An 18,556-nucleotide genomic window follows, 5' to 3' on the forward strand; every position below is an offset into this window, starting at 1 on the left:
GATGACCAGTGCCGGGCGGCGGCCGTTGTGCTCGGGCACAAAGGGTCTGTCCAGCAGCCTCCGGCGGTGGCATCCTCACCGATCATGAGTGGCCGAAGAGCACGTACGGATCGCGAGTGGTCGGTGCTGGCGAGCGCGTCCCAGGTGCTGGTGGAGCGGGCGGGGCATCTCACCGACCTGCTCATCGGCGAGCTCCGCGCGCACTCCCCGCAATACGACATCGCCGTACCGGCAGACGAACACTGGCAGCAGATCAACGAGGCGCTGAAGTACGGCATCGAGGCCATCGCGGCCCCCCGCTCGGCGCCGCGCCGCGACCTGGAGTACGCCGAGCGGCTGGGCCGGCGGCGCGCCGAGCAGGGCCTCTCGCTGGACCTGCTGCTGCACGCGTACCGCAAGGCGGGCTATCTGGTGTGGGACGAGCTCCTGGAGACCGTACGGACCGAGGACCCGGAGGCGCTGCCCGTCCTCGTGCACACGGCGGCCCAGGTGTGGGCGGCGGTGGACGGTCAGGTGGCGACGGTCGCGGACGCATACCGGAGTACGGAGGAGGACATGCAGCGGCGCACCGACGAACGCGTCCAGGCCCTGCTGGACGCCCTCCTGGAGGGGCAGACCTCGGCGGCGCTGGTCGCACGGGCCGCGGCCGGGCTCGATCTGCCCGAGCAGGGGCGGTACGCGGTGGTGGCCCTGCGGGTCGAGCGGCGGGACGGCCGGGAGTTCCACCGGGTGACGGCCGCCGCCGGGATGCGCTTCTTCTGGCGCATGCGCACCGAGTACGAGGTGGCGGTGGTCGCGCTGGGCGCCGGGACGGGGCTCGCGGAGCTGGCGGCGGAGCTGGAGCGGCGGCGGGCGGGGCCGGGCGGGATGAGCCCGGTGGTGGCCGGTCTCGGCGACCTGGGGCTGGCGCTGCGGCTGGCGGAGACGGCGCTGCGGACCTGGGCGTGCGCCTCGCCCGACCTCTCCGACGCGCCGCGGATCGTGCGGCTGGACGAGCGGCTGCCGACCGCGCTGGTGGTCGGCCAGCCGGAGCTGGCGGCGCGGCTGGTGGCGGAGGTGTTCGGTCCGCTGCTGGAGCTGGACCCCGGCGACCGGGCGGTGCTGCTGGAGACGCTGGAGGCGTGGCTGGTGGCGGAGGGCTCGGCGGGGCGGGCCGCCACTCGCCTCTACTGCCACCGGAACACGGTGTTCAACCGGCTGCGCAGGCTGGAACAGCTGACCTCGCGGTCGCTGTCCCGCCCCCGGGACCTCACGGAGATGACGCTGGCCCTGGACGCGTTCCGGCTGGCGGCGGGGTAGGGGGCGGGCCCGGCGGCCATGGCGGTGCCGTACGGCGTTCGCGTGCCGGGCAGAGCCGGGCGGGCACGGGGCGCCGGTCGGTGGCGGGGGCAGGACGGGCACGGCACACCGGGCAGGGCCCGGCGGCCATGGGGGTGCCGTACGGCGTTCGCATGTCGCGCGCTGCCGGGCGGGCACGGGCGGCGAGCGGGCACGGGCGTGCGGCGGGCGGGAGGAGCCTGTGCCGGCCCTCCCCCGCCCGTCGCTCGGCCCGCGTGGTCCCGCCCCGCCCGCCGCTCCGTTCTCGCTAGCTCAGGAAGTCGCGGCCGATCTGCTCCGCCACCCGTTCCAGCAGCGGGCCCGCCTCGGACATGCTGCGGGCCGGGTCCGGTTCCAGTGCGCTCAGGGAGTAGGCGCGGCGGATGCCCGCGCGGCCCAGCTCCTCCGGCGGCAGGGCGAGCCGGCCGCAGACCGCGACCACCTCGATGCCCTGTGCGCGGGCCGCCGCGGCGACGCCTGCCGGGGCCTTGCCGTGCAGGGTCTGCGCGTCGAGCGAGCCCTCGCCGGTGATCACGAGGGTGGCCCGCTCCAGCGCGGGGGCGAAGCCCAGTACGTCGAGCATGACCTCGATGCCGGGGCGGAACCGCGCGCCGAGCGCCGTCAGCGCCCCGTAGCCGATGCCGCCCGCGGCTCCCGCTCCCGGTGAGCCGGCCACATCGGGACCGTCCGCGGCGGGGCCCAGCACCGACGCGAAGTGGGCGAGCGCGGCGTCCAGGGCTGCCACGTCCTCCTCGGACGCACCCTTCTGCGGGCCGTACACCGCCGCCGCGCCCTTGGGCCCGGTCAGCGGATTGTCCACGTCGCTGGCCAGCACCAGGTCGACTCCGCCTGCGGCGCCGAACCGCGCGTCGAGACCCGACAGGTCCGCCGTGGCCACGGAGGCGAGCGCGCCGCCCCCCGGGCCCACCGGCTGCCCCTGCGCGTCCAGGAAGCGTGCGCCGAGCGCGGCCAGCATGCCGGCCCCGCCGTCCGTCGTGGCACTGCCGCCGACACCGAAGACGATCGTCTTCGCGCCCGCGTCGAGTGCGGCCCTGAGCAGTTCGCCCGAGCCGTACGTGGTGGCCGTGGTGGCCGCGAAGACGCCGGGCGGGAGGTGCTGGAGGCCGGACGCCTCCGCCATTTCCACCACCGCGGTGCCGTCGGAGCCGCGGAAGGCGTACGCCGCCGTCAGCCCTTCGCCGCGCGGGCCCGTGACCCGTACCTCCCGGCGCTCGAAGCCCGCGGCAACGGCCGCCGCCACCGTTCCGTCGCCGCCGTCGGCGACCGGGAGCGCCTCGACGCTCAGGCCGGGCACCGCCCGGCGCAGCCCCGCGGTGACCCGCTCCGCGACCTGCACGGCTGTCAGCGAGCCCTTGAACTTGTCGGCCGCGACGAGCACATGCGCCCCGCCGCTCCCCGACCCCTCCACTGCTGTGTGTACTGCTCCGTCCGCCACCATGCATCCCTTGCTTTCGAACAGGCAGTCGCGCCGCCCCGACCATAACCGCCGTACCCGCCCCCTGCCCATGGTGATCGGGTCCGTACCCCTCTGCCGGCGGCGCGCCAACCGTCAATATCACGACATGATGCACCATAAGGTGTCCGCCATGAGTACGGAATCCCTTGATCCGCCCCCGTCGCCGACCGCACCGGGCACCACTGCGGGCGACCCCCACGAGGACGGCACGCCCGACCACACGGTCATCGGCGTCGGTGTGCTCGCGGTGGCCGCCGTCGTCGTCTGGGCCTTCGTGGGTCAGGACTCGTTCGACAGCGTCTCGTCATCGGCGCTCGCCTGGGTCCTGGACAACTTCGCCTGGCTCTTCGTCGTCGCGGCCGACGTCTTCCTGGTGATGTGCCTGTTCATCGCACTGAGCCGGTTCGGCAGAATCCGGCTGGGCAAGGACGACGCGGAGCCGGAGTTCACCAACCTGGCCTGGATCGCGATGATGTTCAGCGCCGGCATGGGCATCGGCCTGATGTTCTACGGGGTGGGCGAACCGCTCCAGCACTACTTCACCCCGCCCCCGGGCAGCGGTGCGAAGGCCGGGACCGGGGAGGCCGCCCGCGCGGCCCTGGAGTACTCCTTCTTCCACTGGACGCTCGGCCCGTGGGCGATCTACGGCGTCGCCGGGCTCGCCCTCGCGTACGCCACCTTCCGCAAGGGGCGCGGCAACCGGCTCAGTTCCGCCTTCGTACCGCTGCTCGGCGAGCGGCGGGCAGACGGCTGGCAGGGCAAGGTCATCGACCTGCTCGCCGTCTTCGCGACCGTCTTCGGCACGGCGACCAGCCTCGGCCTGGGCGCCCTCCAGGTGTCCAAGGGCCTGAACATCGTCACGGGCGTCGAGGACAGCCTGACCGTCGAGCTGATCATCATCGGTTCGCTGTCGGCCGCGTTCGTGCTGTCCGCGTTCTCCGGTCTGCACAAGGGCGTGAAGTGGCTCAGCACGTCGAACATCGTGCTGGCCGCGCTGCTGATGCTGTTCGTGTTCGTGCTCGGCCCGACCGTGTTCATCCTGGACGCGATCCCCGCGGCGGTCGGCGGCTACCTCAACGACCTGCTGCCCATGGCCACCCGCACCGGGGCCTTCGGTGACAGTGAGTGGCTGGGCACCTGGACGATCTTCTACTGGGCGTGGTGGCTGTCCTGGGCCCCGTTCGTCGGCACGTTCATCGCGCGGATCTCCCGGGGCCGCACGATCCGCGAGTTCCTGATCGGTGTGCTGCTGGTGCCGAGCGGCGCGACCGTGGTGTGGTTCTGCGTGATGGGCGGCTCCGCGATCCGGCTCGACCAGACCGGGGTGGCGGACATGGCGAGCTCGGCGAAGGAGGGGGCGGAGGCCTCGCTGTTCGCCCTGCTGGAGGCGCTTCCGCTCGGGACGGTCACCGCGTGCATCGCGATGCTGCTGGTGATGACGTACTTCGTGACGAGCGCCGACTCGGCGTCGCTGGTGATGGGGTCGCTGACCAGCCGGGGCGCCCTGCACCCGCCGACCTGGCTGGTGGTGCTGTGGGGCGTGCTGATGGCGGCGGTCGCGGCCGGGCTGCTGGTCGCGGGCGGGCTCAACTCCCTCCAGACGGCGACGATCCTGGTGGCCCTGCCCTTCGTCCTGGTGATGCTCGGCCTGTGCTGGGCGCTGATCAAGGAGCTGCGCGAGGACCCGGGCGCGGGTCCGGCCCGTCACCACGCGCTGCACGGGCTGCGGGACGCGGTACGGGCGATGGTCGGCGACGCGATGAGCGAACAGGGCCCGGACCGCAGGCACCCGCGGCTGCGGCGGGCGGCGAAGTCCCGTACGGACGACTGAGGCCCGGGGTGGCGTACGGACGGCGAAGGCACGGGGGGACGTACGGACGGCCGAGGCCGGGGTGCGGTGCAGTGGGGACGGCCGGGCGAGGCCTAGGCTTTGCGGATGAGCCAAGAACCGTCCGACTACGACACGTACATCGCCTCGCTCCCCCGGGTGCTGGCCGCGGCGGCCGCCCTCTTCCGTGACGCCGAGGGGCGGGTGCTGCTGGTGGAGCCCAACTACCGCGAGGGCTGGGCGCTGCCCGGTGGGACGATCGAGTCCGACAGCGGGGAGACGCCGCGGCAGGCGGCGCGCCGCGAGACGCTCGAAGAGATCGGGCTGGACGTCGAGCTGGGCCGGCTGCTCGTCGCCGACTGGGCACGTGGCGAGGGCCGCCCTCCGATCGCCGCCTATCTGTACGACGGCGGGGTGCTCGACGCGGAGCGGCTGGCGGCCATCCGGTTGCAGGAGGAGGAACTGCTGTCCTGGCGGCTGGTGCCGGTGGACGAGGTGAAGTCGTACGCACGGGGCTCGCTGGGGGACCGCATCCTGGCGGGGCTCGCGGCACTGGCGGACGGGGCGGGAGCGGTGGAGCTGGTGGACGGGCGGCGGGTCGGGTAGACGGGGGCGAAGGCCAGGCGGGGCAGGTCGCGGGGCGCAGGCCATGCGGGTCAGGTCGCGGGGCGAGGGCCCGTGCGGGTCAGGTCGCGGGGCGAGGGCCCGTGCGGTCAGCCCGTGGGAGTGCCGTCCTCCCGGACCGGGGCCGGGCGAGGGGCCTGCCCGCAGGCCGTCGTCGCGTCGGCCGGTGCGCGGTCGGGGCGCAGTCCCCGTTCCAGCGCGAGGGTCACCACGACCGAGGCCGCCGCGAGCAGCGTCATCGCCGTCGCCGGTGACGTGAACTGGGCGACACCGCCGGCCAGGGCCGCGCCCACCCCCTGCATCGTGAGCATTCCCGAGGTGTGCAGTCCCAGTGCGTGGCCGCTGAGCGCGTCGGGGGTCAGGGCCATCAGCCGTTCCTGGAGCAGCAGGGTCGCCGCGAAGCCGATGGAGGCGACGAGCACGGTCGCCAGGGCGAACGGCAATGCGGGGTGCAGGAAGAACACCAGGTAGGGGACGGCGAGCAGCAGCCGCAGCAGCGGCCCGCCGCGGGCCCGCCAGGCGGCCGGCACGAAGCGGCCGACGACCGTGTCCCCGATCAGCATTCCGCACGCCGCGAAGGCGAACAGGAGTCCGGCCTGCTGCGGTGCGTACGGCACGTAGAGGGACTCGCAGCCGACGATCAGGCCGTTGGGCACGCACAGCGCGAGGTAGACGTAGCGGCGTGGCTTCGACGACCAGAGCAGGGCGTTGGTCCGCCAGGTCTCGGCGACGGACGCGCGTCCTGCGGCACGCGGCGGCCGGTGGGTCAGGCCGAAGCGGGCGAACGCGGCCGAGGCCAGGTAGAGGCCCGCGCCGACGAGAAGCGTGCCGCGGGCGGTGAGTACGTGGATGAGGAGACCGCCGAGGGCGAACCCGCAGATCTGCATGGTGCCGTTGGCCATGTTCAGCACGGAGCGGCCGATCAGGAAGCCCTTGCGTACGAGGATCTCGTTGAGGAGCCCGTACGTGATGCCGCCGTTGAGCGAGGCGAGGACGCCCAGCCCCAGCAGGACGGCGAAGACGGCCCACACGGGCAGTCCGGGGGCCGCCTGCACCGCCGTGGCCGCGCCGAAGACCAGTCCCAGGCCGGTGAGTGCGGCGCGCGGGGGCAGCCGGTCCGCCGCGGACAGCAGGGTGGTGGCGCCGAGCAGCTGGGCGAGGGAGGGGCCGAACATCGCGAGGGAGGACAGCAGCGGTGACCCCGTCCTGGCGTAGACGAGGGTGCCGAGGGCGAGGCCGGTGACGGTCTGGGCCGCCGACTTGACGGAGACGGTGAGAAAGAGCGGGGTGAACTCCGGCTGCCGGAACAACTCGCGGTAGGTGCGCATGCGCAGGAGTCTCGGCAGCCGGGCCGGGGCGGCGTTACTGTTTCGCACGTACGCGAAAGCCCCGGGAAGGTCCCCGAGCGGCGCGGGCACCGGGGCCGGGGAGGGGTGGCGGGCGGATGGGCTGGTGGCAGGTCAACGCCGACACCCTCGCGGGCGGACGGTTCGTCATCTCGCCGCTCACGGAGGCCATTTCGTGCGTCAAGATGCTGCTGTCGCCGCACGGCCCCCTCTCCCACCCGGGCGAGCGCGCCTGGCTCGACGCCCACCTCCCCGCCTTCCGCCGTCGGCTGGCCGGCGACCCGCTGACCGCGCTCCTCCTGGAGTCCGCCTTCCGCCCCACCTGGAACGCCGATTTCATCACCCCGGCCCCCCTCGCCGACGAGGAGCGGAGTTTCGCCCGGGAGCTGGACCGGATGCGTGCCACCCCTGCGGGGTCGGTACTGGACGACCTGGCCTTCGCCCTGGGCGGTCCGCCGCCCGCCGCCCTGCACCGCACCGACCTGGCGGACCGCGCCGCCGACCTGCTGGAGTGGGTGTGGCAGGAGACGGTGCTGCCGCAGTGGCCGCGCCGGCGCCGGGTGCTGGAGGCGGACATCGTCGCGCGCACCGCCCAGTTGAGCCGGGGCGGCTGGGCGACGGCGCTGGACGGTATGCGTCCCGGAATGCGCTGGCTGGGCGGCGACCGGCTCCAGATCAATACGCGGGACCTGCCGCCGCGCGAGATCTCCGGCGCGCAACTGCTGTTCGTCCCGGTCACGTTCCCGACGAGCTGGGTCGCCTGGGAGGGGCGGCACCGGTACGCGGTGGTCTACCCGTGTGCGGGCGCGCTGGCAGAACCGGACGGACCGCCCGCCCTGAACGCCCTGGGCGCCCTGCTCGGCCCGGCCAGGGCCCGCCTCCTCGGTCTCCTCGCCTCCCCCAAGAGCACCACCCAGCTGGTCGCCCTGACCGGACTCGCACTGGGCTCTGTGGGCCGCCACCTGAAGGTGCTCCTCGACGCCCGCCTGGTGCGCCGCCGAAGGGCAGGAAGGTCGGTGCTCTACTACCGGACGGAGGCCGGTGACGTACTGGTCGACTCGCAGCACGACGAACTCGGTTGACGCCGCCCGAGGCGGGTAGGACACCGCGCGTGGCCGAGGCCTGTCCGGGTCCTGACCGGCGAATTCCGTTCGCGCGAGCGGTGGCCCGGCCCTAATCTCGCGGCATGACACTCGTGGCGATCCTCAGCGGCGCCGGCATCTCCACCGACTCCGGCATCCCCGACTACCGGGGGCCGAACGGTGTGTGGGTGCGCGACCCCGAGGCCGAGAAGCTGTCCACGTACAGCCACTACATGAACGATCCGGAGATCCGCCGCCGGGCCTGGCAGGTGCGCCGCTCCGATGTCCTGCGCAACGCCGAGCCCAATGCGGCGCACCGGGCCGTCGCGGCGCTCGACGGGCGGCCCGGTGTCGCGGTGCGGGTGATCACGCAGAACGTCGACGGGCTGCACCAGGCGGCCGGAATGCCGGACCGCAAGGTGATCGAACTGCACGGCAGTGCCAGGTCGGTGACCTGTACGGAGTGCGGGGCGCGCGGCCCGGTGACCGATGCGGTGGCCCGGGTCGAGGCGGGCGAAAGCGACCCGCCGTGCGAGCTGTGCGGCGGCATACTCAAGCCGTCCACCGTGCTGTTCGGCGAGCAGCTGAACCCTGGCGTGCTGGCCGAGGCGGTGGGCATTGCCAAGGCCTGCGAGGTCTTCATCGCCGTGGGTACCTCCCTTCAGGTCTTTCCCGCCGCGAGCCTGCCGGAGGTGGCGGCGGACAACGGGGCGCGGCTGATCGTCGTGAACGGCGAGCCGACGCCGTTCGACGACCGGGCGGACCTGGTGGTCCGCGAACCCATCGGCAGCTCGCTGCCCGCACTGCTGGAGTCGCTGTGACCTACGACGTCGAACTGACCCTCGTGCAGGGCGACATCACCGAGCAGGATGCCGACGTGGTGGTGAACGCCGCCAATTCCTCCCTGCTCGGCGGGGGCGGTGTCGACGGCGCGATCCACCGCCGCGGCGGCCCCGCGATCCTCGCCGACTGCCGCAGGCTGCGGGCCTCCCACTACGGCAAGGGCCTGCCGACCGGACACGCGGTGGCGACCACGGCCGGGAATCTGCCGGCCAGGCACGTCGTCCACACGGTGGGGCCGGTGTACCGGCCGGGTGCCGATCGCTCGGACCTGCTCGCTTCCTGCTACCGGGAGTCGCTGCGGGTCGCCAGGGAGCTGGGCGCGCGCACGGTCGCGTTCCCTGCGATCTCCACCGGGATCTACGGCTGGCCGATGGACGACGGCGCCCGGATCGCGGTGGCCGCGTGCCGGGAGGCGGCGGGGCCACCGCTGACCGAGGTGCGCTTCGTACTGTTCGACGCGGAGGCGTACGCGCACTTCGAGCGGGCGCTGCGCGCGGGGAGCTAGCAGACCGGCGCCCGGCGCATCCCAGGCCACCGCACGCCGGTGTCGGATTTCCGCCAGCGACCGCACCCCCCGTGCCCCATTCTTGAGTCATGCCTTCCGCCATGCACACCGACACCGAGCGCTGCGTACGGGCCGTGCAGTCCAAGGACGCACGGTTCGACGGCTGGGTGTTCACCGCTGTCCTCACCACCCGTATCTACTGCCGTCCGAGCTGCCCGGTCGTACCCCCCAAGCCGCAGAACATGTCGTTCTACCCGAGCGCCGCGGCCTGTCAGCAGGCCGGCTTCCGGGCCTGCAAGCGGTGCCGGCCCGACACCAGTCCGGGGTCGCCCGAATGGAACGCCCGCGCCGACGTCGTCGCCCGCGCCATGCGTCTCGTACGGGACGGGGTGGTGGACCGGGAGGGCGTGCCGGGACTGGCGAGGCGGCTGGGCTACTCGACGCGGCAGATCGAGCGGCAGCTGCGCGCCGAACTGGGGGCGGGGCCCCTCGCCCTGGCACGGGCCCAGCGGGCGCAGACGGCGCGGTTGCTGATCGAGACGACCGGCCTTTCGATGGCGGACATCGCGTTCGCCGCCGGCTTCGCCTCGATCCGTACGTTCAACGACACGGTGCGCGAGGTCTTCGCCCTGTCGCCGACCGAACTGCGGGCACGTGGCCGCCGGAACCTGCCGCGGACGCCTGGCGCGATCGCGCTGCGGCTGCCGTTCCGGGCGCCGCTGGAGCCCTCGAACCTGTTCGGGCACCTCACCGCGACCGGCGTGCCGGGCGTGGAGGAATGGCGGGACGGCTCCTACCGGCGCACCCTGCGGCTGCCGTACGGGCACGGCATCGCCACGCTCACCCCGCGGCCGGACCACATCGCCTGCCTGCTCTCCCTCACGGACCTGCGGGACCTGACCCAGGCGATCAGCAGGTGCCGCTGGCTGCTGGACCTGGACGCCGACCCGGTGGCGGTGGACGACCGGCTGCGCACCGATCCGCTGCTCGCGCCACTGGTGGACGGGGCGCCGGGGCGGCGGGTGCCGCGGACGGTGGACGCCGCCGAATTCGCCGTACGGGCGGTCCTGGGCCAGCAGGTGTCGACGGCGGCGGCCCGCACGCACGCGGCCCGGCTGGTGACGGCGCACGGCGAGCCGGTCGAGGATCCGGCGGGCGGCGGCCTGACCCACCTCTTCCCGTCCAGCGCGGCGCTGGCCGCACTGGACCCCGAGGCGCTGGCCCTGCCGCGCAGCCGCCGCACCACGCTGACGACGCTGGTCGGCGCGCTCGCGGACGGCACCCTGGCCCTCGATCTGGACAGCGACTGGGATGCGGCCAGGGCGCGGCTGCTGGCACTGCCCGGTTTCGGGCCGTGGACGACGGAGGTGATCGCGATGCGGGCCCTCGGCGATCCGGACGCCTTCCTCCCGTCGGACCTCGGCATCCGGCGCGCGGCCCAAGGGCTGGGGCTGCCGCACACTCCTGCGGCGCTCACCGCGCGGGCCGCCCGGTGGCGGCCGTGGCGGGCGTACGCCGTGCAGTACCTGTGGGCGACCGACTCCCACCCCATCAACCACCTTCCCGAGTAGAGGAGTTACCGGTATGTCCCCGTTGAAGCAGCACACCGTCATCGACAGCCCGTACGAGCCGCTGACCCTGGTGGCGACCGACGGCGTCCTGTCCGCGGTGTACATGGTCAACCACCGTCACATGCCGTCGCCGGAGACCTTCGGCGACCGGCACGACGGGCCGTTCCCCCAGGTCGTCGAGCAGTTGAACGCCTACTTCGAGGGCGAGTTGACGGAGTTCACCCTTCCCCTCCATCTGGCCGGCACCCCCTTCCAGCGGTCCGTCTGGGAGCAGCTGCTGACCATTCCCTACGGCGAGACCCGGTCGTACGGGCAGCTCGCGGCGCAGCTGGGCAAGGCGGGTGCGTCCCGCGCGGTCGGGCTCGCCAACGGCAAGAACCCGATCAGCATCGTGGTCCCCTGCCACCGGGTGATCGGCTCGGGCGGCAGCCTGACGGGGTACGGCGGCGGTCTCGACCGCAAGCGGGCGCTGCTGGCGCTGGAGGGCGGGGTGCGTGCGCAGAGCGGGGAGCGCGGGGAAAACCTGCTGTTCTGAGTGCTGCCGGGGAGCTACGGTGAGCGCCGCCCCCGCCTGCTCCCCCTGCTCCCTGCTCCCTGCTCCCTGCTCCCTGCTCCTACACTCTCCCCGCTCTCACACGGAAGGCACGCATGACGACTCTTGAGACCTCGGTGACTCTGGTACGGGAGCTTGTCCGCGACCAGTTCCCGCAGTGGGCCGGACTCCCGGTCATCGCGGCAGGTGCGGAGAGCACCGCGAACGCGATGTTCCGGCTGGGCCGGGACCTGGTGGTGCGGCTCCCGCGCCACGAAGGTGCGGCCGAGGACATCCGGATGGAGCGTCACTGGCTGCCGAGGCTCGCGCCCGGCCTGCCGGTTGCGATTCCGGCACCTGTGGCGAGCGGCGAACCGGAACCCGCTTTCCCGCTTCCCTGGGGTGTCTACCGCTGGCTCGACGGCGCCCATCCGGAGGTGGTCGGCGGCGGCGAGGAGCTGGCGGAGGATCTGGCCGCCTTCACGACCGCGCTGCACGCCGTCGACCCGGCGGGCGGCCCGCCCTCCTACCGCAGCGAGAGCCTCGTCGACCGGGACGCGTCCACCCGCGAGGCCGTCGCGGACCTCGCGCGGGAGGTCGACGCGGACGCGGCGCTGCGGGTGTGGGAAAGGGCGCTGCGCGTTCCTGGTCCGGCGGGCCCGCCGGTGTGGATCCACGCCGACCTCCAGCCGGGGAACGTCCTGGTCGCCGACGGCAGGCTGAGCGGCGTCATCGACTTCGGCTGCGCGGGCCTCGGTGACCGCGCGGTCGACCTCATCGCGGCCTGGTACCTGCTGACCCCGCCCGCACGCGAGGCTTTCCGCGCGGCGACCGGGGCGGACGCGGCGGCATGGGAGCGGGGGCGCGGCTGGGCGCTCTCCATCGCCCTGAACGAGCTCAGGGCGTACCGCACGGAGAACATCAGCATGGGCGAGAAGGCCCGGCACGTCCTGGCGGGGCTACTGGCCGGGGGAGCCTAACCGGCCCGGAGGGGCGCAGGCCACGAAGAAGCGCAGGCCTCATGCGGCGCGTCCCCCTCCGAGGCCGGGCGTGCCGCGCACCACCCTCCAGAACGGGGCCCGGCATGTTCACTTGGCTGTCAACAGCCCCCGCACCGCTCCCGCCGTCCTCGCGTCCCTGGCCGCCGTGAACGGCAGTGCGTTGTCACCGACGATCCGGTACCGCTCCCCCGTCAGCGTCAGATCCGTACCCCCCGCCTCCTCCACCAGCAGCAGCCCCGCGGCGTGGTCCCAGGCCAGTTCCCAGCTGAAGGCCACCGCGTCCAACTCGCCCTTGGCGACCGCCAGGTACTCCAGCCCCGCCGACCCGCACGGCCGCGCCTCCACCCCTTCGGCGCGCAGGCCGAGCAGCGCACGCTTCTGCTCGCCCGTCGTGTAGTCCGGATGCGACATCGCGATCCGCAGCGGCGCGCCCGGCTCCGGCGTCCCCGCCCGCAGCCGCTCCCCGTCGAGGTGCGCGCCCCGTCCTCGTACCGCCACCGCCATCTCCTCCCTGGCTGCGGCGAACGTCCAGGACGCCTGTACGACACCCCCGTGCACCAGCGCCACCAGCGTGCAGAACCCCGGGTCGCCGCGGACGAACTCCCTGGTCCCGTCGACCGGGTCGACGATCCACACCGGCGCGTCGCCCCGTATCGCCCCGTAACGGGAGGGGTCCGCGTGCACCGCCTCCTCGCCGACGACGACGGAGCCGGGCAGCAGTGCCGTGAGCGCGGCGGTGAGGTGTTCCTCGGCCCCCCGGTCGGCGACCGTGACGAGGTCGTGCGGGCCGTTCTTCTCCAGCACCTCGTGGCTGGCCAGTTGCCGGAAGCGCGGCATGATCTCGTCGGCGGCGGCCTTGCGCACAGCTGCCTCGACCTGGGCGACAAGCGTGTTCTCGATCATGTCTCCAGCAAAGCACGCCCCTGTGACAACAGGCCATCGAACAGCGTCGGGCACCGCGCCCCGAGGCCGCCTCGCTGTCATCGCCCGACCGCGTACCCCTGCATTGCGGCGAGCCAGTGCGTGCTGGACACCATGCCGAAGGTGCCCCGGAGAGTGGGCCGTGTGGTGAACATGTGCGTGCCCTTCCTCAGCCGGAGACTTCGGCGGTACGGGAGTCGGCGGGCCCGGCGGTACGGCTGTGGGCGGGCCCGGCGGTACGGCTGTGGGCGGGCCCGGCGGGCCCGGCAGGGAGCGCGCCGTACGCGGCGGCGTTCCGCACCTCACCGAGCCGCGGGAAGATCCGCTGCACGGTGAGGTCGTGCTCGTCGGCGGCGAAGCCGGACATGGCGTCGGCCACGAATTCCACGTCGTAGCCGAGGTCGAGTGCGGCCCGCGCGGTGGACTCCACCCCCATGGTGGTCACCACTCCGGCGAGCACCACCGTGCGCACGCCCCGCAGGCCGAGTTCCTCGTGCAGCGAAGTCCCGTGGAACGCGCCCAGCGTCTGCTTGACGATCTCCACGTCCCCCGGCGCCACCAGGCCTTCGGCGAAGCCGCTGCCGGGTGGCTGCTGGTCGACACCCGGCCGGTCCACCCGTATCTGCACCACGGGCAGCCCCCTGGCACGGAAGCAGGCGGCCAGCGCGCGGCAGCGCCGGAGCACCAGGTCGCCGTCGTACGGAGCGAGCGGGAGGCCGAGGACGCGGGGCATCAGGTCGACCAGGAGCAGGGCAGGAGCGGCGGGCGCGGGGGCGGCGGCAGGGGTGGTCATCGGGCCATGATGCGCCACTGCCGGAATGCACGTCCCGGGATTTGCGTTGTCCCTCGTCGCAGCCGATTCTCGGACGAGTCGGGCAATCGGCGATCAAATGGTCAGCAACGCTCACACACGGTCAGCAACACGGAGGCAGCACGGTGCACGGTGAATACAAGGTCCCCGGCGGCAAGCTCGTCGTCGTCGACCTGGACGTCGCGGACGGCGCACTGCGCAATGTGAGGGTGGCGGGCGACTTCTTCCTCGAACCCGACGAGGCGATCCTCGCCATCAACCGGGCGCTCGATGGTGCCTCCGCCGACACCGAGGCCGCCGGGCTCGCCGCCCGGATCGACGCGGCCCTCCCCGAGGGCACCGTCATGTTCGGCCTCACGTCCGACGGGATCGCCGTCGCCGTCCGCCGCGCCCTGGCGCACGCCACGGACTGGACGGACTACGACTGGCAGCTCGTCCACGACTCCCCGCAGTCCCCCGCCCTGCACATGGCGCTCGACGAGGTCATCACCGCCGAGGTCGCGGCCGACCGCAGGCCGCCCACTCTGCGCGTCTGGGAGTGGGGTGCGCCGGCCGTCGTGATCGGCAGCTTCCAGTCCCTGCGCAACGAGGTCGACCCGGCCGCCGCCGAGCGGCACGGCATCCAGGTGGTGCGCCGGATCAGTGGCGGCGGCGCGATGTTCATCGAGCCGGGCAACACGATCACGTACTCGCTCTCCGTCCCGGCCGCTCTGGTCCAGGGCCTCTCCTTCGCCGACAGCTACGCCTACCTGGACGACTGGGTGCTCGGCGCGCTCGGCGACATGGGCGTGAAGGCCTGGTACCAGCCGCTGAACGACATCGCCACCGACGCCGGCAAGATCGCGGGCGCCGCCCAGAAGCGCATGGTCGGCGATGCGGGCGGCGCGGTGCTGCACCACGTGACGATGGCGTACGACATCGACGCCGACAAGATGACGGACGTCCTGCGCATCGGCGGCGAGAAGCTCTCCGACAAGGGCACCAGGAGCGCGAAGAAGCGCGTCGATCCGCTGCGCCGCCAGACGGGTCTGGCGCGGGAGGCGGTCATCGAGCGGATGATCGCCTCGTTCCGGGGCCGGTACGGGCTGGAGACGGGCAGGGTCGGCGACGGGGAGATGGCCCGGGCACGGGAACTCGCCGCGTCGAAGTTCGGCACCCCGGAGTGGACGGCGCGGGTGCCGTAGGCAGCCGGGGGACGGGGAGCGGGCCTCTGCGCACCCGCCGGGGCCCCACCGCCTCGGGGGTCGCCCGGGCACGGGAATACTCTGGGATCCCTGGTGCGAAGTGGCGTAAGGAGTCCAAGGTGTCGCCGATGCTGGATGCAGTGGTCGTGGGGGCGGGTCCCAACGGACTGACCGCAGCCGTCGAGCTGGCCCGCCGCGGCTTCTCCGTGGAGGTCTTCGAGGCGAAGGAGACCGTGGGCGGCGGGGCCCGGACCGAGGAGCTCACCCTGCCGGGCTTCCTGCACGACCCGTGTTCGGCGGTGCATCCGCTGGGCATCGGCTCGCCCGCGTTCCGCGACCTGCCGCTGGAGCGGTACGGGCTCCAGTGGCTGCACCCCGAGCTGCCGATGGCGCACCCGTGGGACGACGGCACGGCGGCCGTGCTGTCCCGGTCGGTCGCGGAGACGGCCGCGTCGTTCGGTACGCGGGACGCGGGTGCGTACCGCCGGCTGGTCGCCCCGTACCTCGGGAGGTGGGACACGCTCTCCCGGGACTTCATGTCGTTGCCGCTGACCGCGCTGCCGCGCCACCCGGTGACGCTGGGCAGGTTCGGTCTCACCGGGCTGCCGCCGTCGACCTGGCTGATGCGGCGGTTCCGCGACGAGAAGGCGAAGGCCCTGTTCGCGGGCCTGGTGGCGCATGTGATCGCGCCGCTGAGCGGGGTCGCCACGGGTGCGGTCGGTCTGATGTTCGCGCTGGCCGCGCACGCCAACGGCTGGCCCGCCCCGCGCGGGGGTTCCCAGTCCATCCCGGACGCGCTGACCGGCTACCTGCGCGACCTGGGCGGAGTCGTGCACACCGGGTACGAGGTGAAGCGGCTCGACGACCTGCCGCCGGCCCGCGCGTACGTCTTCGACACCTCTCCCACCGCTCTGGCCCGGATCGCCGGCCTGGGCAACGCGTACGGAAACTACCGCTACGGCGCCTCCGTCTTCAAGATCGACTATGCGCTGGACGGACCCGTGCCGTGGACCGCCGACGAGGCCCGCAGGGCGGGGACGGTACAGCTAGGCCCGACGAAGGGCGAGATCGGCAGGGCGCTGCACCAGGTGTCCACGGGGACGGCCCCCGAGGCCCCCTTCCTGATCGCCGCGCAGCCGAGCCTCGCCGACCCGTCCCGGGCGCCGGAGGGCAAGCAGGTCTTCTGGGCGTACGGGCACGTCCCGCACAACTGGCAGGGCGATCTCACGGAGGCGATCGAGCGGCAGATCGAGCGTTTCGCGCCCGGCTTCCGCGACCGGGTACTGGCGCGCGCCACGGCGGGCCCGCGCGAGCTTATGGCCCGCAACGCGAACTACGTGGGCGGCGACATCGCGTGCGGCGCTTTCTCCGGCCTTCAGGTGCTGCTGCGCCCGAAGCTGTCGCTGTTCCCGTACAGCACCCCGCACCCCGCCGTCTTCCTGTGCTCGTCGGCCACTCCGCCGGGGCCGGGGGTGCACGGAATGTCGGGCCACAACGCGGCGAAGGCGGTCTGGCGAAGGCTCCGGGAGACCGACGGCGTCAGGTGAGGGACACGGCGCGGCCGACCACGTCAGGTGAGGGGCGCGGCGCGGCCGACCGCGTCAGGAGCAGGGCATGGCACGGCCGACCGCCCCGGGGAAAGTGCCGCACGGGAGACCGCGTCAGGCGGCCGGCCCGGGTGTGACCAGTCCCGACTCGTAGGCGAAGACGACCAGTTGGGCCCTGTCCCGGGCGCCGAGTTTCACCATCGCCCGGCTCACATGGGTCTTCGCGGTCAGCGGGCTGATGCCCATGTGGGTGGCGATCTCCTCGTTGGTCAGGCCGCGCGCCACCAGCCCGGTGACTTCGCCCTCCCGCCGCGTCAGGCTCTCGAATCCCGGGGCGGTGTGCCGGTCCGGCGGGCGCGAAACGAACTCGGTGATCAGCCGCCGGGTCACCGAGGGGGAGAGCAGTGCGTCACCCCTGGCAGCGATCCGGATCGCCTGGAGCAGTTCGTCCGGTTCGGTGTCCTTGAGCAGAAATCCGGCCGCCCCCGCGCGCAGGGCGTCAAAGACGTACTCGTCCAGGCCGTAGTTGGTCAGGATGACCACGTGGGTGGCGGCGAGGGCGGGGTCGGCGGCGATCTCACGGGTCGCCGCGATGCCCGTCATGACCGGCATCTGCACATCGACGAGTGCGACGTCCGGCACGAGTCTGCGGACCAGTTCGACTCCTTCGCGCCCGTTGGCCGCCTCCCCCACCACCTCGATGTCGTCCTCCGCTGCCAGCAGTGCCCTGAACCCGGCCCGCATCAGCGCCTGGTCGTCGACGATCAGCACGCGGATCACTCGCTCCCCCTTGCACCACTCGGTTCGAATATCCCTGCCGTCAGGGGGAGTTGCGCCTGCACGACGAACCCTCCGCCCTCGCGCGGCCCGGCGTCCAGCTCCCCGCCCAGCGCGGCGACCCGTTCCCGCATCCCGGTCAGCCCGGTCCCCGGAGGCGGCGGCGCGGCGGCGCGCTCGTCCCCGTCGTTCTCGACCCGTACGGTCAACACGTCCGCCGCACAGTTGAATTGGACGTCCGCCTTGGCCCTCCCCGCATGCCGGGCCACATTGGTCAGCGCCTCCTGCACGATCCGGTACGCGGCCCGGTCGACCGCACCGGGCAGCTCCTGCTCCTCCCCGGTGCGGGTCACCGTTACGGCCAGCCCCGCCGCACGGGCCCGTTCGATCAGCTCGGGGAGCCGGTCGAGGCCGGTTCCCGGCGGGACGACATCGGTCCGCAGCACCTCGAGGGTGGCCCGCAGCTCGCGCATCGCCTCCCCGCTCGCCTCCTGGATGGCGATCAGCGCCGCCGGTACGTCCTCACCGCGCTTGCGGGCCAGATGGACCGCGACCCCGGCCTGAAGCTTGACGATCGAGATGCTGTGGGTCAGCGAGTCGTGCAGTTCGCGGGCGATCCGCAGGCGTTCCTCGCCGGCCCTGCGCAGCGCCGCCTCCTCACGGGTGCGCTCGGCCTCGGCGGCCCGCTGCTCGGTCTGCCGCAGGTACGCCTGCCAGTTCTTCTCGACGAGTCCGGTGATCCCGGCACAGATGAACCAGCCGTGCAGCAGCAGGGTCCGTTCCAGCCCGCCGCCCGAAGGTTCGGCGAGGAAGAACCCCACCAGGAACAGCACGCCCACCACCACGGCCCCCGCCCGGTGCCCCTGCCGGGTGACCGCGTGCACCCCGGCCACGACGGGGAAGGCGGCCGAGGTGCCCGGCTGGGCGTGCACGACGTATCCGAGCATGCACACCGCCGAGACGGCCAGGACCGGCAGGGGTGCCCAGCGGTGCACCGCGAGCACGAGCGAGCCGCAGACGACGAGCAGCCCGCCGAGGGGGTCGAGCCCGGGCCCGGTGAGCGAGGCGAGGAGCACGGCACCGCAGATGACGACCGCGAGGAGGAGATCGAGCAGGGCATGGCGCCCCGCTGCCCCGACCCCTCGCCGGGCGGGGCGGGCCCCGGCTCTTCGCCGGGCGGGGCGGGAGAA

General features: G+C 73.3%; 17 protein-coding genes. 11 read left to right on the plus strand and 6 right to left on the minus strand.

Features of this window, described 5'->3' with window-relative positions:
• Window positions 1–84: 84 nt before the first annotated feature.
• On the plus strand, window positions 85–1,299 hold the full coding sequence (locus ACFWVV_RS17850) for a PucR family transcriptional regulator (RefSeq protein ID WP_384351649.1): 1,215 nt from the start codon (window positions 85–87) through the stop codon (window positions 1,297–1,299).
• A 286-nt stretch (window positions 1,300–1,585) separates the two neighbouring features.
• On the opposite strand, the gene ACFWVV_RS17855 is transcribed toward ACFWVV_RS17850, so the two are convergent.
• Window positions 1,586–2,776 (minus strand): glycerate kinase, encoded by a 1,191-nt coding sequence (locus tag ACFWVV_RS17855; RefSeq protein ID WP_384351652.1) that lies wholly within the window; start codon window positions 2,774–2,776, stop codon window positions 1,586–1,588.
• Window positions 2,777–2,924: 148 nt separating this feature from the next.
• On the opposite strand from ACFWVV_RS17855, the gene ACFWVV_RS17860 reads away from it, so the two are divergent.
• Together ACFWVV_RS17860 and ACFWVV_RS17865 are read left to right on the plus strand one after the other, a co-directional pair.
• A complete protein-coding gene (locus tag ACFWVV_RS17860) occupies window positions 2,925–4,625 on the plus strand; it encodes a BCCT family transporter (protein WP_384351656.1) in 1,701 nt (566 codons plus the stop codon).
• Window positions 4,626–4,730: 105 nt separating this feature from the next.
• The gene (locus tag ACFWVV_RS17865; RefSeq protein WP_384351659.1) at window positions 4,731–5,228 is read left to right on the plus strand and encodes an NUDIX domain-containing protein; all 498 of its coding nucleotides are present in this window, start codon (window positions 4,731–4,733) and stop codon (window positions 5,226–5,228) included.
• Window positions 5,229–5,335: 107 nt separating this feature from the next.
• Here the strand turns inward: ACFWVV_RS17865 and ACFWVV_RS17870 are convergent, their stop codons facing one another.
• A complete protein-coding gene (locus tag ACFWVV_RS17870; RefSeq protein WP_384351662.1) occupies window positions 5,336–6,574 on the minus strand; it encodes an MFS transporter in 1,239 nt (412 codons plus the stop codon).
• Window positions 6,575–6,690: 116 nt separating this feature from the next.
• On the opposite strand from ACFWVV_RS17870, the gene ACFWVV_RS17875 reads away from it, so the two are divergent.
• From ACFWVV_RS17875 to ACFWVV_RS17900, 6 genes are all read left to right on the plus strand, one after another.
• Window positions 6,691–7,674: an ArsR family transcriptional regulator gene (locus tag ACFWVV_RS17875; RefSeq protein WP_384351665.1), complete on the plus strand. Its 984-nt coding sequence runs from the start codon at window positions 6,691–6,693 to the stop codon at window positions 7,672–7,674.
• A 104-nt stretch (window positions 7,675–7,778) separates the two neighbouring features.
• Window positions 7,779–8,495 (plus strand): NAD-dependent deacetylase, encoded by a 717-nt coding sequence (locus tag ACFWVV_RS17880; protein ID WP_384351668.1) that lies wholly within the window; start codon window positions 7,779–7,781, stop codon window positions 8,493–8,495.
• Complete coding sequence (locus tag ACFWVV_RS17885; RefSeq protein ID WP_384351671.1) at window positions 8,492–9,022, plus strand: O-acetyl-ADP-ribose deacetylase; 531 nt, start codon at window positions 8,492–8,494, stop codon at window positions 9,020–9,022. The genes ACFWVV_RS17880 and ACFWVV_RS17885 overlap by 4 nt, the downstream gene beginning before the upstream one ends.
• A 101-nt stretch (window positions 9,023–9,123) precedes the next feature.
• Window positions 9,124–10,593 carry an AlkA N-terminal domain-containing protein gene (locus ACFWVV_RS17890; RefSeq protein ID WP_384351903.1) on the plus strand — a complete coding sequence of 490 codons (1,470 nt, stop codon included), beginning with the start codon at window positions 9,124–9,126 and terminating at the stop codon, window positions 10,591–10,593.
• Window positions 10,594–10,606: 13 nt separating this feature from the next.
• Entirely contained in the window at window positions 10,607–11,128 is a 522-nt protein-coding gene (locus ACFWVV_RS17895; RefSeq protein WP_384351674.1) for a methylated-DNA--[protein]-cysteine S-methyltransferase, read from the plus strand.
• Between the two features lie 113 nt (window positions 11,129–11,241).
• Window positions 11,242–12,105: an aminoglycoside phosphotransferase family protein gene (locus ACFWVV_RS17900; RefSeq protein ID WP_384351676.1), complete on the plus strand. Its 864-nt coding sequence runs from the start codon at window positions 11,242–11,244 to the stop codon at window positions 12,103–12,105.
• A 108-nt stretch (window positions 12,106–12,213) separates the two neighbouring features.
• On the opposite strand, the gene ACFWVV_RS17905 is transcribed toward ACFWVV_RS17900, so the two are convergent.
• Together ACFWVV_RS17905 and ACFWVV_RS17910 are read right to left on the minus strand one after the other, a co-directional pair.
• Window positions 12,214–13,029 carry an inositol monophosphatase family protein gene (locus ACFWVV_RS17905; protein WP_384351679.1) on the minus strand — a complete coding sequence of 272 codons (816 nt, stop codon included), beginning with the start codon at window positions 13,027–13,029 and terminating at the stop codon, window positions 12,214–12,216.
• Between the two features lie 187 nt (window positions 13,030–13,216).
• Entirely contained in the window at window positions 13,217–13,840 is a 624-nt protein-coding gene (locus ACFWVV_RS17910) for an isochorismatase family protein (protein ID WP_384351682.1), read from the minus strand.
• A 143-nt stretch (window positions 13,841–13,983) separates the two neighbouring features.
• On the opposite strand from ACFWVV_RS17910, the gene ACFWVV_RS17915 reads away from it, so the two are divergent.
• Together ACFWVV_RS17915 and ACFWVV_RS17920 are read left to right on the plus strand one after the other, a co-directional pair.
• The gene (locus tag ACFWVV_RS17915) at window positions 13,984–15,042 is read left to right on the plus strand and encodes a biotin/lipoate A/B protein ligase family protein (protein WP_384351684.1); all 1,059 of its coding nucleotides are present in this window, start codon (window positions 13,984–13,986) and stop codon (window positions 15,040–15,042) included.
• Window positions 15,043–15,170: 128 nt separating this feature from the next.
• On the plus strand, window positions 15,171–16,589 hold the full coding sequence (locus ACFWVV_RS17920) for a phytoene desaturase family protein (RefSeq protein ID WP_384351687.1): 1,419 nt from the start codon (window positions 15,171–15,173) through the stop codon (window positions 16,587–16,589).
• A gap of 114 nt (window positions 16,590–16,703) precedes the next feature.
• Here ACFWVV_RS17920 and ACFWVV_RS17925 read toward each other — a convergent pair whose 3' ends face one another.
• Both ACFWVV_RS17925 and ACFWVV_RS17930 read right to left on the minus strand, forming a co-directional pair.
• Window positions 16,704–17,369, minus strand: coding sequence for a response regulator (locus ACFWVV_RS17925; RefSeq protein ID WP_384351690.1), 666 nt, complete (start codon window positions 17,367–17,369; stop codon window positions 16,704–16,706).
• Complete coding sequence (locus ACFWVV_RS17930) at window positions 17,366–18,481, minus strand: sensor histidine kinase (RefSeq protein ID WP_384351906.1); 1,116 nt, start codon at window positions 18,479–18,481, stop codon at window positions 17,366–17,368. The genes ACFWVV_RS17925 and ACFWVV_RS17930 overlap by 4 nt, the downstream gene beginning before the upstream one ends.
• Between the last annotated feature and the right edge of the window lie 75 nt (window positions 18,482–18,556).

The sequence above is a fragment of the Streptomyces sp. NPDC058663 genome (genome assembly GCF_042716745.1).
Taxonomy (GTDB): Bacteria; Actinomycetota; Actinomycetes; order Streptomycetales; family Streptomycetaceae; genus Streptomyces.